This is a genomic window from Bacteroides sp. NSJ-39, assembly GCF_014287315.1.
GTDB lineage: Bacteria > Bacteroidota > Bacteroidia > Bacteroidales > Bacteroidaceae > Bacteroides > Bacteroides finegoldii.
Genome location: NZ_JACOOB010000026.1, coordinates 1 through 14482, shown reverse-complemented (window position 1 = coordinate 14482; position 14482 = coordinate 1). Strand labels below are relative to the sequence as shown.

Genomic DNA, 14482 nt, shown 5'->3' with positions numbered 1-14482 from the left:
TTTTTCTCCCTTGCATTTATCCGCTAAAATGTATAACTTTCCACTCGAAAAATGCGTTTAGACAGGAAAGGAGGAAGACCAATGAAGAAAGGATGTATCTTATTGTTGTTGATGAGCGTGATTAGCCTCCCGTTAATTGCGCAGAATATCATTTATTCTAATTTGAAAGAACTGTTGGCTCAAGACGGTGATACTGTTGCCGTGTTGCGTGTAGAGAGACGTTCCAAGAACCAGATAGTATTGACAGGAGGAGCTGATTACCGGATAACGGCCGGAAATGACGAGTCCATGTGTCGGCGTTTGAAAAAGCGTTGTTTTGCTGTGCGTGATGAAAAAGGAGACTTATATCTGAACTGCCGTAAACTGCGATATAAAAAGTTACGTTTTGGAGCTTGGTATGCACCGGCTGTTCAGTTAGGTAAGAAGATCTATTTTTGTGCTATGCCTTTAGGATCTGTTGTCGGTGCAAATTTTGTGGAGGAAGATGATGTCAAGTTAGGTGGGAATATAGGGGACGCTCTTGCTGCCTCGAGTCTGGTGACAAAGCGGGTTTGTTATGAACTTAATGGCGAGACCGGAAAGATAGAATTTCTGGATAAGAACAAAATGGTTGAATTGTTGAAGAAATCTCCTGAACTAAAGAAAGCCTATCTCAAAGAGGATAGTCAGGAAGCAAAACACACATTCAAATACCTATTGGAGTTGAAGGAGCAACAGAAACCATAACCCTTAATAATAAGCTTTTATTTTACGTTAATAGAGATACTGATTATTGAGAGTGTGTCAAAATGCATTCCCCTTTTATAGCAATAAAACTTTACTTCTAGTTTTTATACTTTCTATCTTTCTACCCCATTTGGTCTGTATTTCCTAATTAACACTTGTTTTCATATTGCTCTATTGAATGATAATAATTCCCAAATGGACTATAAATACATAGAAAACTTAATTCGTTAATTAAGTTTTCTATGTATCTTTGTTCTGTTTTTCCTTTGGAAACGAATATAAAATGAAAACTGTATTTTAATAAAATTGAAAACAGACGATGGCAGAGCATGGAAAAGACGCTTCCCAACGGGCAGAGCTAAGAGAACGGATTCTGGTGACGGCAACAGAAGCTTTCGCTTCAAAAGGTATTAAGAGTATAACAATGGACGACATTGCAGCAGCATTGGGTATTTCCAAACGTACTCTTTATGAAGTCTTCTCGGACAAAGAATCGCTGCTGAAGGAATGTATTTTGAAGGCACAGTCCGATAGGGAGGCTTATTTACAGGAAGTATATGAACAGTCTCACAATGTACTGGAAGTGATATTGGCAGTGTTTCAGAAGAGCATTGAAGTGTTCCATCAGACGAACAAGCGTTTTTTTGAAGACATCAAGAAATATCCGAAAGTATACAGTTTAATGAGAGACCGTCAGGACAGCGACTCGGAGAAAACGATGTCCTTCTTTAAGGCGGGTGTGGAACAGGGAATTTTTCGTTCGGACGTAAACTTTGGCATTGTCAATATGTTAGTGAAAGAACAGTTTGATGTACTTTTGAATACGGATATCTGCAATGAATATCCTTTTATAGAAGTGTATGAGTCCATCATGTTCACCTATATTCGTGGCATTTCCACAGAGAAAGGAGCGAAGGTTCTGGAAGATTTTATACAAGAATATCGTAAAAATCGTATTGGAACACCGAGAGAGTAAGGTGTACCCCATTGACAAACAATTAAGATTAAATTAGAAACCAGTTTATGAACAAAATTAAAGAATTGACAGGAAAGAAGATGCTTCTGGCAGTTGCGGTACTCTGCACGTTCGGCTTTGCAAAGGCGCAGAATACCCAAGGGGCAAAGGAGATACTGACCTTAACTTTAGACAAAGCCCTCGAAATTGCATTGGATGAAAATCCCACAATGAAAGTGGCTGCAGAAGAGATCGCTTTAAAAAAAGTAGCCAGCAAGGAAGCTTGGCAAAATCTGTTGCCGGAAGCCAGCATATCCGGGTCGGTGGATCATACCATTAAAGCGGCTGAGATGAAATTGAATGATATGTCCTTCAAGATGGGGCAAGACGGAACCAATACCGCCAATGCCGGATTGAACATAAACCTGCCTTTATTTGTGCCGGGAGTTTATCGCGCCATGTCGATGACAAAGACGGATATTGAACTTGCGGTAGAGAAATCCCGCGCTTCCAAACTGGATCTGGTGAATCAGGTGAGCAAGGCTTATTATCAGTTGATGCTTGCGCAGGACAGTTACGAAGTACTTCAAGGAAGCTATAAACTGGCGGAAGATAACTATAATGTTGTCAATGCCAAATATCAGCAGGGAACAGTGAGTGAATACGATAAGATTAGTGCGGAAGTGCAGATGCGGAGTATTAAGCCCAACTTGATATCGGCGGCCAACGCAGTGACTTTGGCTAAACTGCAGCTCAAAGTTTTGATGGGTATCACTGCCGATGTAGAGATTAAGATTAATGACAATCTGACTAACTATGAGACCTCCATGTTTGCCGAACAGCTGAAAGAAGAGGATGTGAATTTGGATAACAATACCACGATGAAGCAGTTGGACTTAAACATGAAGTTGTTGGAGAAGAGTGTTAAGTCATTGAAAACAAACTTTATACCGACCCTTTCAATGAGCTTCTCCTACAAATATCAATCTTTGTACAATCCGAACATCAACTTCTTTGATTACAGTTGGAGTAACAGTTCCAACCTGATGTTTAACATCAGCATACCTTTGTATAAGGCAAGCAATTTTACAAAAGTAAAATCCGCCCGTATACAAATGCGTCAGCTCGATTGGAACCGCATCGATACGGAGAGAAAGTTGAATATGCAGATTGTCAGTTGCCGTAACAATATGAGCGCGAGCACAGAGCAAGTGGTCAGCAATAAGGAAAATGTGATGCAGGCTAAGAAAGCGGTAGTGATTGCCGAGAAACGTTATGACGTAGGTAAAGGTACGGTGCTCGAACTGAACAGCTCTCAAGTATCATTGACGCAGGCACAACTCACCTACAATCAATCAATATACGATTACCTGGTTGCTAAGGCAGATCTCGATCAGGTGTTAGGAAAAGAATAAAGATAGACAACTAAAAAATTACAACTAAGGAATATGAAAAAAGGTATCCAATTAGTAGCCTTGCTGTTAGCAGCGTTCATGGGCTCGTGTACAGGTGGAAAAGACAAAGCAGCTGTGGTAGCACAAGCGGACGAGAAACCCATTGTGAAACTGGCAGATGTAAAATCCCGTCCCGTAGATCAGATACAGGATTACACGGCAACGGTAGAAGCGGAAGTGAAAAACAATATAGCCCCTTCCTCTCCCGTGCGTATCGACCAGATCTTTGTAGAAGTGGGCGACCGTGTATCCAAAGGCCAGAAATTAGTGCAGATGGATGCGGCTAATCTGAAACAAACCAAATTGCAACTGGATAATCAGGAAATCGAGTTTAAGCGTATCGACGAACTTTATAAAGTGGGTGGCGCTTCCAAATCGGAATGGGATGCTTCGAAGATGCAGCTCGACGTGAAAAAGACAGCTTATAAGAATCTGTTGGAGAATACCGCTTTGCTAAGCCCTATCAATGGCGTGGTTACTGCACGCAACTATGATAACGGCGATATGTATAGTGGTGGAAACCCGGTATTGGCTGTAGAGCAGATCACTCCGGTGAAACTTCTTATCAATGTTTCCGAAACTTACTTTACCAAAGTGAAGAAAGGCGCGCCCGTAGATGTGAAGCTGGATGTATACGGCGACGAAATATTCACTGGAAATATCAGTCTGATTTACCCTACGATAGACGCTGCTACCCGCACGTTCCAGGTAGAAATCAAGCTGGATAATAGAGATCAGCGTGTACGTCCGGGAATGTTTGCCCGTGCTACATTAAACTTCGGCACAGCGGACAACGTGGTTGTTCCTGATCTGGCCATTGTTAAGCAGGCAGGTTCCGGCGACCGTTATGTCTTTGTATATAAAGATGGTAAAGTATCTTATAATAAGGTAGAGTTAGGTCGGCGTATGGGTACGGAATACGAGTTGAAATCCGGTGTGCCCGATAATTCTCAAGTTGTAGTTGCCGGTCAGTCGCGTTTGGTGAATGGCATGGAAGTGGCAGTTGAGAAATAAATCACTAACAAATTAATCCCTTACAAAAATGAGTTTATACGAAGGTGCGGTTAAGAAACCGATTATGACCTCCCTCTGCTTTTTGGCAGTGGTGATTTTTGGTCTTTTCTCTTTGTCCAAATTGCCTATCGACTTGTATCCGGATATTGATACAAATACGATCATGGTGATGACCGCTTATCCCGGTGCAAGTGCTTCGGATATAGAAAACAACGTTACTCGTCCGCTTGAGAACACTTTGAATGCGGTGAGCAACCTGAAACATATCACCTCCCGTTCTTCCGAAAATATGTCATTGATTACGCTGGAGTTCGAGTTCGGTAACGATATTGACGTTCTGACCAATGATGTGCGCGATAAACTCGACATGGTAAGCTCGCAGCTTCCCGACGATGTCGAGAATCCGATCATCTTCAAGTTCAGTACGGATATGATTCCTATCGTGCTGCTTTCCGTACAGGCCAATGAGAGCCAGTCGGCGCTTTACAAAATATTGGACGACCGTGTGGTTAACCCCTTGGCGCGTATTCCGGGAGTCGGAACCGTGTCCATCAGTGGTGCTCCGCAGCGTGAGATTCAGGTATATTGCGACCCTAACAAGTTGGAAGCATACAACCTGACCATCGAATCCATCAGCTCCATTATCGGAGCGGAGAACAAGAACATTCCCGGCGGTAACTTCGATATCGGTAGTGAAACCTACGCGTTGCGAGTGGAAGGAGAGTTCGATGATTCCCGGCAGTTGGCGGATGTCGTAGTAGGTACTCACAATGGAGCGAACGTCTTCTTGCGTGATGTGGCCCGGATAGTCGATACCGTAGAAGAACGCGCGCAGGAAACCTATAATAACGGTGTGCAAGGCGCCATGATTGTTGTTCAGAAACAATCTGGAGCCAATTCGGTAGAAATCTCCAAGAAAGTGGCCGAAGCGCTGCCGAGACTTCAGAAGAACCTGCCGAGCGATGTAAAGATCGGTGTCATTGTCGATACCTCCGACAACATCCTGAATACAATCGACAGTTTGACCGAAACCGTTGTCTACGCCTTGCTGTTCGTTGTTATCGTTGTGTTCCTCTTCTTGGGACGCTGGCGTGCGACGTTGATTATCTGTATCACCATTCCGCTTTCTTTGATAGCCTCGTTCATTTACCTGGCGATTAGCGGAAACACGATCAATATTATTTCGCTTTCGTCACTTTCCATCGCTATCGGTATGGTGGTGGACGATGCGATTGTGGTACTTGAGAATGTGACAACCCATATTGAGCGTGGTTCCGATCCGAAACAGGCAGCCGTGCACGGAACCAATGAGGTGGCAATTTCTGTAATCGCTTCTACCTTGACCATGATTGCTGTGTTCTTCCCGTTGACTATGGTGAGTGGTATGTCCGGTGTACTTTTCAAACAACTCGGTTGGATGATGTGTGCCATCATGTTTATCTCTACGGTTGCTGCTTTGTCATTGACCCCCATGCTCTGTTCCCAGTTGCTTCGTTTGCAGAAAAAGCCGTCAAAGCTGTTCAAGCTCTTCTTCACTCCGATTGAAAAAACGTTGGACGGACTCGACACTTGGTATGGCAAGATGTTGAATTGGGCGGTTCGCCATCGTCCGATAGTCATTACGGGATGTATCGCTTTCTTCGTTGTCAGCTTGCTGTGTGCAAAGGGGATTGGTACGGAGTTCTTCCCGGCACAAGATAATGCCCGTATCGCCGTACAGTTGGAATTGCCTATCGGAACACGAAAAGAGATAGCTCAGGAGCTTTCGCAGAAACTGACCAATCAATGGCTGACGAAGTATAAAGACATTATGAAAGTCTGCAACTATACCGTAGGGCAGGCCGATTCGGACAACACATGGGCTTCTATGCAGGACAACGGTTCGCATATCATCTCATTCAATATCAGTCTGGTAGATCCGGGTGATCGTGATATCACATTGGAAGCTGTCTGTAACGAGATGCGTGAAGATTTGAAAGCCTATCCGGAATTCAGCAAGGCACAAGTTATACTTGGAGGTAGCAACACGGGGATGTCTGCTCAGGCCAGTGCCGATTTTGAGGTGTATGGATATGATATGACAGTGACCGACAGCGTGGCGGCCCGCCTGAAGCGTGAGTTGCTGGCAGTTCCCGGAGTGAGTGAGGTGAATATCAGCCGTAGCGATTATCAGCCGGAATATCAGGTGGACTTCGACCGTGAGAAACTGGCAATGCATGGACTGAACCTTTCGACAGCCGGTAACTATCTGCGTAACCGGATCAATGGTGCGGTTGCTTCGAAATATCGTGAAGACGGAGACGAGTATGATATTAAAGTGCGTTACGCGCCGGAATACCGTACAAGTCTGGAAAGTCTGGAGAACATCCTTATTTATAATGCGCAAGGACAACCCGTCCGTGTGAAAGATGTCGGAAGGGTAGTTGAGCGTTTTGCACCTCCTACTATCGAACGTAAAGACCGTGAACGTATCGTGACCGTTTCTGCTGTAATCTCCGGTGCGCCGTTGGGCAACGTAGTAGCTGCCGGTAACGAGATCATCGATAAGATGGACATACCGGGAGAAGTGACTATTCAGGTTGCCGGTTCGTTCGAAGACCAGCAGGATTCGTTCCGCGATTTGGGAACGCTTGGTATTCTGATAGTCATTCTTGTATTTATCGTGATGGCTGCACAGTTCGAGTCACTCACCTATCCGTTCATTATCATGTTCTCTCTGCCATTTGCTTTTAGCGGTGTCTTGATGGCACTCTTCTTTACGGGCAGTACGTTGAGTGTTATGAGTCTGTTGGGAGGTATCATGCTGATTGGTATTGTGGTGAAGAACGGTATTGTGCTCATCGACTACATTACCCTTTGTCGGGAACGCGGGCTGGCAGTTGTAAATTCTGTGGTAACTTCCGGTAAGAGCCGTCTTCGTCCGGTATTGATGACCACAGCCACAACCGTTCTCGGTATGATCCCGATGGCTATCGGCGGTGGTCAGGGTTCTGAGATGTGGAGTCCGATGGCAATTGCCGTAATCGGTGGTTTGACAATATCGACCGTGTTGACATTGATTCTGATTCCTACTTTGTATTGTGTCTTTGCAGGAACCGGCATCAAGAACCAACGTCGTAAGCTTCGTCGCCAACGCGAATTGGACACTTACTTCCAGGAGCATAAAAATGATATTATTAAGAAATAACAAGAAAGAAATATGAAATCAGTACTGATAACATTCGACCAGGCCTATTATGAACGAATCATGTCATTGCTCGACCGTTTGGGATGTCGTGGCTTCACCTACCTTGAGAAAGTGCAGGGACGTGGTTCGAAGACGGGCGACCCGCATTTCGGAAGTCACGCCTGGCCTAGTATGTGCTCGGCCATCATCACGGTAGTCGAAGATCACAAAGTAGATCCATTGCTGGATACGCTGCATAAGATGGACCTGGAAACGGAGCAATTGGGTTTGCGCGCGTTTGTATGGAACATTGAGCGAACTATTTGATATCCGTCTACTTTCAGTTGACCAAGCGCGGATTAACACAGATTTATCGCAGATTGAATGTAATCATTGCGAAAATCTGTGTTAATCCGCGTTTAATTATTATTTCCGACACCGCTTTTTCTTACTGCTTTTATCTATCTTTGCGGTCGTTTGGGATTTAGATCATTATGGAGATAATAAAGAACTATTTGAAATATTCGTTGTGGTTTGTATTGGTTGTCTTTGCAGCCTTATTGGGGCTTCATTGGCTTCCGGTCATTACCATCGACGGACATACGATGCGTCGCGTGGACTTGTTGAGCGACCTTCGTTATCCGGAACCGGATTCCGTTGCTGCCGATTCGGACAGTATACCCTTGCCACCTGTGATAAAACCGGTTTTTGTAGATACCTGCCGTGCCGGAATGACTTGCATTGAAGATTACAGTGATTCCACTCATCGGGGCATGGCTCCTTTTTATGAAGCTCTCAATCGCCTTTCTTCCGGTTCCGAAGACGACAATCTGGTACGTATAGCTGTATTCGGCGATTCCTTTATAGAAGCTGATATCTTTACGGCCGATCTCCGCGAAATGCTTCAAAAACGATTTGGAGGTTGCGGTGTCGGTTTCGTGACCATCACCTCCATGACAAGCGGTTACCGTCCTACGGTGCGGCATACATTTGACGGATGGTCCAGCCATGCGGTGACGGACAGCGTCTATTTCGATAGGAAGAAGCAGGGGATTTCCGGACATTATTTCGTTCCCCGAAGTGGCGCATACGTGGAACTGCGTGGACAAGACAAATACGCTTCGTTGCTTGATACCTGTCAGCGTGCTTCCATCTTCTTTTACAATAAAGACTCCCTTCATCTTTCCGTCCGTGTGAACAAAGGAGAAAGCCATAACTATTCGCTGTCCCCTTCGGGCGGTTTGCAGGAAGTGCGGGTTGACGGGCGCATCGGCTCCATACGTTGGACAGTGGACCGTGCCGACTCTACGCTCTTCTATGGATTGGCGATGGATGGAAAGCAAGGAATAATTCTCGATAACTTCTCGCTGCGCGGCAGTTCCGGACTTTCCCTGCGTGGCATTCCGCAGCAAATGTTGAAACAGTTTAACCGCCAGCGTCCTTACGACCTGATTATTCTTGAATATGGATTGAATGTCGCAACGGAACGCGGACGCAATTACGATAACTACCAGAAAGGGCTGTTGGCAGCCATCGGACATCTCAAAACGTGTTTCCCGCAGGCGGGAATCCTGCTGTTGAGCGTGGGCGACCGTGATTACAAGAACGAAAACGGTGACCTCCGCACCATGCCGGGAGTCAAGAACCTGATTCGTTATCAGCAGAATATTGCCGCCGAAAGCGGTATCGCATTCTGGAATATGTTCGAGGCTATGGGAGGAGAAGGGAGTATGGCAAAACTTGTCCATGCCAAACCGTCTATGGCAAACTATGATTATACACATATCAACTTCCGTGGCGGTAAACATTTGGCGGGACTTCTCTATGAGACATTGATATATGGCAAAGAACAATACGACAGGAGGCGTGCTTATGAGAAAGAATAGCCTGTTGTCCTTCTTTGTGCTTGTTTTGGCGGGCATTTTGTTTGCTCCTTGTTCTCTTTCGAGGATGATGGCGCAAGACCGTATCCCCGTTTGTCCTCCATTGAACAAGGTGCAGAAAGGCGTCAAACCTTTGCGGGAAATGATTTGGGCGAATGATACCATCCCTGTGCAGACTTCCTTTCCGTCCGCTTTCCGTGAAACCGGGCGAAATGAAATTATCGACAGTATTGCCCTGCTGACACCTGTGCTCGAACGACTCCGTCAAGTACGTGCGGGACTGTCCGAAGATACGGTGCGTATCGTACATATTGGCGACAGCCATATTCGCGGGCATATCTATCCTCAAACCACCGGTATGCGGCTGGCCGAAACCTTCGGTGCTGTTTCCTATATAGATAAAGGAGTGAACGGCGCCACTTGCCTTACTTTCACCCATCCCGACCGCATCGCTGAGATAGCGGCGCTCAAACCCGAATTGCTGATTCTCTCTTTCGGAACCAATGAGAGTCATAACCGGCGTTACAATAGTAATGTGCATTACAACCAGATGGATGAACTTGTCAGACTCCTGCGTGCCGCACTCCATGATGTGCCTATCCTGCTGACTACTCCGCCCGGTTCGTATGAGAGTTTCCGTCAAAGAAGGCGGAGACGTACGTATGCCGTCAATCCCCGCACGGCGACTGCGGTGGAAACCATTCGCCGCTATGCCGGGGACCATCGTCTGCTGGTGTGGGATATGTATGATGTAGCCGGCGGCAAAAAACGTGCCTGTAAGAATTGGACGGAAGCGAAGCTGATGCGTCCCGATCATGTGCATTATCTTCCCGAAGGATATATCCTGCAAGGAAATTTATTATACCAAGCCCTTATCAAAGCATACAACGATTATGTTTCCCATTGATATAGATTTCAGTAGATTAAAAGAGGTGCTTGTCTACGATCCACAGGCACCGATGATATTCAGTAGTGGTATCTTTCTTTGGCTGTTTGCCGCTTTTATGGTGGTGTACGTATTGTTGCAACATAAATATACCGCCCGTATCTTGTTTGTCACCCTTTTTTCTTATTATTTCTACTATAAAAGTAGCGGTACTTACTTTTTCCTGCTTGCCATTGTTACGGTTTGCGACTTTCTGTTGGCGCAACTGATGTATCGCACCGAAGGATATTGGAAACGCAAAGGGTTGGTCACCTTGAGTCTGGGTGTCAACTTGGGACTTCTGGCTTACTTTAAATATACCAATTTCTTGGGAGGTATTATTGCGTCCCTGATGGGGGGAGAGTTCACGGCACTTGATATATTCCTGCCGGTCGGTATCTCTTTCTTCACGTTCCAGTCGCTGAGCTATACCATCGACGTCTACCGGAAAGAAATCCAGCCACTGACGAGTCTGTTCGATTATGCCTTTTACGTATCATTCTTCCCGCAGTTGGTGGCAGGCCCTATTGTCCGTGCCCGTGATTTTATTCCGCAAATCAGGAAACCTCTTTTTGTCTCGCAGGAGATGTTCGGACGGGGTATCTTTCTGATTCTTTCCGGCCTGTTCAAGAAAGCCATTATTTCCGATTATATCAGTATTAACTTCGTAGAGCGTATTTTTGATAATCCGACGCTCTATTCGGGTGTTGAGAATCTGATGGGAGTGTACGGCTATGCCTTGCAGATTTATTGCGACTTTTCCGGATATAGTGATATGGCTATCGGTATCGCACTGTTATTGGGCTTCCACTTCAATCTTAACTTTAATTCTCCTTACAAGTCGGCCTCCATCACCGAATTCTGGCGTCGTTGGCATATCTCTTTGTCCAGTTGGCTGAAAGATTACTTATACATCTCTTTGGGTGGAAACCGGAAAGGGAAGATCCGGCAATATCTGAACCTTATTATTACCATGTTTTTGGGAGGGTTGTGGCATGGAGCTTCCTGGAATTTTGTTCTTTGGGGCACATTTCACGGCGTTGCACTGGCGATGCATAAAATCTGGATGACGATAACCGGACGGAGGAAAGGAGAACAAAGTCACGGTTGGAGACGTGTGTTCGGCATTATCATTACCTTCCACTTTGTCTGTTTCTGCTGGATATTCTTCCGTAACGCCGATTTTCAGAATTCGATGGATATGTTGGGGCAGATATTTACGACTTTCCGTCCCCAACTGTTCCCTCAGTTACTTGAAGGCTATTGGAAAGTATTCGCGCTAATGCTGCTTGGCTTCCTGCTTCATTTTGCTCCCGATAGCTGGGAAAATGCAGTTTGTCGGGGAGTGATTCGCCTGCCGTTCGTAGGCAAAGCTGTGTTGATGGTGGCTTTGATTTATCTTGTTATTCAAATGAAGAGTTCGGAAATACAACCGTTCATTTATTTTCAGTTCTAATTCCAGTTATAGTTCTAATTGAAACCTATAAAAATATCGCCTTATGGAAAATTTTCTCAATTATCAGCCTGTTGCCGACCGTTACGAACGGATGCCTTATAAATATTGCGGCAAAAGTGGTCTGCAACTTCCTCTTATCTCTTTGGGATTGTGGCATAATTTCGGCAGTGTGGACAATTTCGAGGTAGCGACCGACATGATTAAGTTTGCTTTTGATCATGGAATCACTCATTTTGATTTGGCAAACAATTACGGTCCTGTTCCCGGAAGTGCCGAAATTAATTTCGGACGAATCTTGCGAGAGAACTTTCAAGGCTACCGGGATGAAATGATTATTTCTTCCAAGGCCGGTCATGAAATGTGGGCTGGTCCTTATGGCGGAAATAGTTCCCGTAAAAATCTGATGGCGAGCATTGACCAAAGTCTCCGTCGGACAGGTTTGGAGTATTTTGACATCTTTTATAGTCACCGTTATGACGGAGTGACTCCGGTAGAGGAAACCGTCCGGACATTGATTGATATTGTGAAGCAAGGGAAAGCGCTGTATATAGGAATCTCTAAATATCCCCCCGAACAAGCCCGTATCGCCTATGAGATGATGGCAAAAGCCGGTGCCCCCTGTCTTATCAGCCAATACCGGTATAGTATGTTCGACCGTGCGGTGGAGGCTGAATCACTTCCTTTGGCGGCGGAATATGGTTCCGGTTTCATCGCTTTTTCTCCTTTGGCGCAAGGACTGTTGACAGATAAATACCTAAACGGCATTCCGGAAGGTTCCCGTGCTGCACGTTCTTCCGGTTTTCTCCAGCGTTCGCAAGTAACTCCCGAAAAAGTAGAAGCCGCCCGGCAATTGAATGAGATTGCCCGTCGTCGTGGACAGACTTTGGCGGAAATGGCTTTGGCATGGGCACTGAAAGATGAACGAATGACATCGGTGATTGTAGGAGCAAGTTCCATAAAGCAGTTGGCGGACAATCTGAAAACATTGGAGCATTTGGAGTTTGCAGAAGAAGAACTGCAAGAGATTGAAAGAATATTATAAAAAATTCCTATCTTTGTAAGAAAGGTATCTGAGCCGTCCGCGCCGTTTTGGAAAAAGTCTGCTTATCTCCACCTTAGAGGCGTACTTTCAAGGTAAGAAGGAGCTCTTTACAGGATTGGCGGTAGAAAAACTCGAAAAAGATTGGGTGAAATACCCCATCTTGCATCTGGATCTCAATATAGAGAAATATGACACTCCGGATAGTCTGGATAATATACTTGATAAGTCTCTGACTGCGTGGGAAAAACTTTACGGTGCTGAACCGTCGGAACGTTCTTTTTCCTTACGTTTTGCCGGTATCATAGAACGCGCTTGTAAACAGGCGGGGCAGCGTGTGGTTATTCTTGTAGATGAATATGATAAGCCTATGTTGCAGGCTATCGGCAATGAAGAATTACAGAGACAATTTCGGAATGCTTTGAAACCATTCTATGGGGCACTCAAAACAATGGACGGTTGTATTAAGTTCGCATTTCTTACCGGTGTGACGAAATTTGGTAAGGTCAGCGTTTTCAGTGACTTGAATAATCTGGATGATATATCGATGCGAAAGGATTATGTTGAGCTTTGCGGTGTAAGTGACCGTGAACTTCATGATACTTTAGATGCTGAGCTTCATGAATTTGCTGATGTACGTGGCGTGACGTATGATAAACTCTGTGCGGAATTGAAAGAATGTTATGATGGCTATCATTTTACACACAACTCAATTGGTATGTACAATCCTTTCAGCCTTCTCAATGCTTTCAAGTACAAGGAGTTCGGTAGTTATTGGTTTGAGACGGGTACGCCTACTTATCTGGTGAGTCTGCTGAAAAAGCATCATTATGACCTGGAACGTATGGCACACGAGGAGACAGATGCCCAAGTGCTGAACAGCATAGATTCGGAATCCACCAATCCCATTCCTGTGATTTATCAAAGCGGATATCTTACCATTAAGGGATATGATGAAGAATTTGGAATCTACCGTTTGGGTTTCCCGAACCGCGAAGTGGAAGAGGGCTTTGTCCGTTTTTATGCTTCCTTATTATGCGAATGTCAATAAGGTGGAGTCCCCTTTTGAAATTCAGAAGTTTGTCCGTGAAGTACGTTCCGGTGATTATGATTCTTTCTTTCGCCGCCTGCAGAGTTTCTTTGCCGATACCACCTACGAGGTGATTCGCGACCAGGAATTACATTATGAGAATGTCCTTTTCATTGTATTTAAGCTGGTCGGCTTCTATACCAAAGTGGAATATCATACGAGCGAAGGTCGCATAGACCTTGTCTTGCAGACGGATAAATTCATTTATATCATGGAATTTAAATTGAATGGGAGTGCTGAAGAGGCTTTGCGACAGATAAAGGATAAGCATTACGCCCTTCCTTTCGCGACGGATGGACGGAAGCTCTTTCAAATCGGGGTAAACTTCAGTGCGGAAACCCGCAATATTGAAAAGTGGATTGTGGAAGCTTGAGTGTGCCTGCTCTTTTGATGGTATATTGCATTAATAACCGGTACCCAGTTTTCGCCAGCTATTTTGGGGAGTATTCCTCGATAAATAATACATTGTATTCTCCTCTCTATGAGTTTGAATAGACAAATCATCTGCCATCCTACACCATTCTCACTTTATGTTGTTGAATATTAGTATATTAATAGGGTGTAGGATAGTGGTGTGGGATGGTTGCAGATGCGTTGTATCTTACACCTTTCCCTCGCTCATCCTTACACTTCCCCTTACTTATCCTTACGCACTGTCTTTGCCATCCTGCTTTTCACCAAGTGTTTCCTGCGTATGAAACTTTAGTTTCCCCCTCTTGAAACTCCAGTTTCCTCTGCCTGAAACTTTAGTTTCCCCTGCTTGAACCTTTAGTT

At 45.1% G+C, this 14482-nt stretch carries 10 protein-coding genes and 1 pseudogene; all 11 read left to right on the top strand.

Going from position 1 to position 14482, the window contains the following annotated elements:
- Positions 1 to 81: 81 nt before the first annotated feature.
- Positions 82 to 726: a DUF6563 family protein gene (locus H8S63_RS18490; protein ID WP_186927606.1), complete on the top strand. Its 645-nt coding sequence runs from the start codon at positions 82 to 84 to the stop codon at positions 724 to 726.
- Positions 727 to 1045: 319 nt separating this feature from the next.
- Positions 1046 to 1702, top strand: a complete 657-nt coding sequence (locus tag H8S63_RS18485) for a TetR/AcrR family transcriptional regulator (protein WP_007747978.1) — start codon at positions 1046 to 1048, stop codon at positions 1700 to 1702.
- A 47-nt stretch (positions 1703 to 1749) separates the two neighbouring features.
- Positions 1750 to 3096: a TolC family protein gene (locus H8S63_RS18480; protein WP_186927605.1), complete on the top strand. Its 1347-nt coding sequence runs from the start codon at positions 1750 to 1752 to the stop codon at positions 3094 to 3096.
- A gap of 33 nt (positions 3097 to 3129) precedes the next feature.
- The gene (locus tag H8S63_RS18475) at positions 3130 to 4149 is read left to right on the top strand and encodes an efflux RND transporter periplasmic adaptor subunit (RefSeq protein WP_186927604.1); all 1020 of its coding nucleotides are present in this window, start codon (positions 3130 to 3132) and stop codon (positions 4147 to 4149) included.
- Between the two features lie 28 nt (positions 4150 to 4177).
- On the top strand, positions 4178 to 7336 hold the full coding sequence (locus tag H8S63_RS18470) for an efflux RND transporter permease subunit (RefSeq protein ID WP_186927603.1): 3159 nt from the start codon (positions 4178 to 4180) through the stop codon (positions 7334 to 7336).
- Positions 7337 to 7348: 12 nt separating this feature from the next.
- On the top strand, positions 7349 to 7642 hold the full coding sequence (locus H8S63_RS18465; protein ID WP_007758092.1) for a PG0541 family transporter-associated protein: 294 nt from the start codon (positions 7349 to 7351) through the stop codon (positions 7640 to 7642).
- 167 nt (positions 7643 to 7809) lie between these two features.
- Positions 7810 to 9201 (top strand): SGNH/GDSL hydrolase family protein, encoded by a 1392-nt coding sequence (locus H8S63_RS18460; RefSeq protein WP_186927602.1) that lies wholly within the window; start codon positions 7810 to 7812, stop codon positions 9199 to 9201.
- Positions 9188 to 10105 (top strand): SGNH/GDSL hydrolase family protein, encoded by a 918-nt coding sequence (locus H8S63_RS18455; RefSeq protein ID WP_186927611.1) that lies wholly within the window; start codon positions 9188 to 9190, stop codon positions 10103 to 10105. Before H8S63_RS18460 ends, H8S63_RS18455 begins: the two co-directional genes overlap by 14 nt.
- Positions 10092 to 11579 carry an MBOAT family protein gene (locus H8S63_RS18450; protein WP_186927601.1) on the top strand — a complete coding sequence of 496 codons (1488 nt, stop codon included), beginning with the start codon at positions 10092 to 10094 and terminating at the stop codon, positions 11577 to 11579. Before H8S63_RS18455 ends, H8S63_RS18450 begins: the two co-directional genes overlap by 14 nt.
- A gap of 43 nt (positions 11580 to 11622) precedes the next feature.
- A complete protein-coding gene (locus H8S63_RS18445) occupies positions 11623 to 12621 on the top strand; it encodes an aldo/keto reductase (RefSeq protein WP_186927600.1) in 999 nt (332 codons plus the stop codon).
- Between the two features lie 25 nt (positions 12622 to 12646).
- Positions 12647 to 14081, top strand: a pseudogene (locus H8S63_RS18440) (ATP-binding protein); the annotation flags it as partial.
- Between the last annotated feature and the right edge of the window lie 401 nt (positions 14082 to 14482).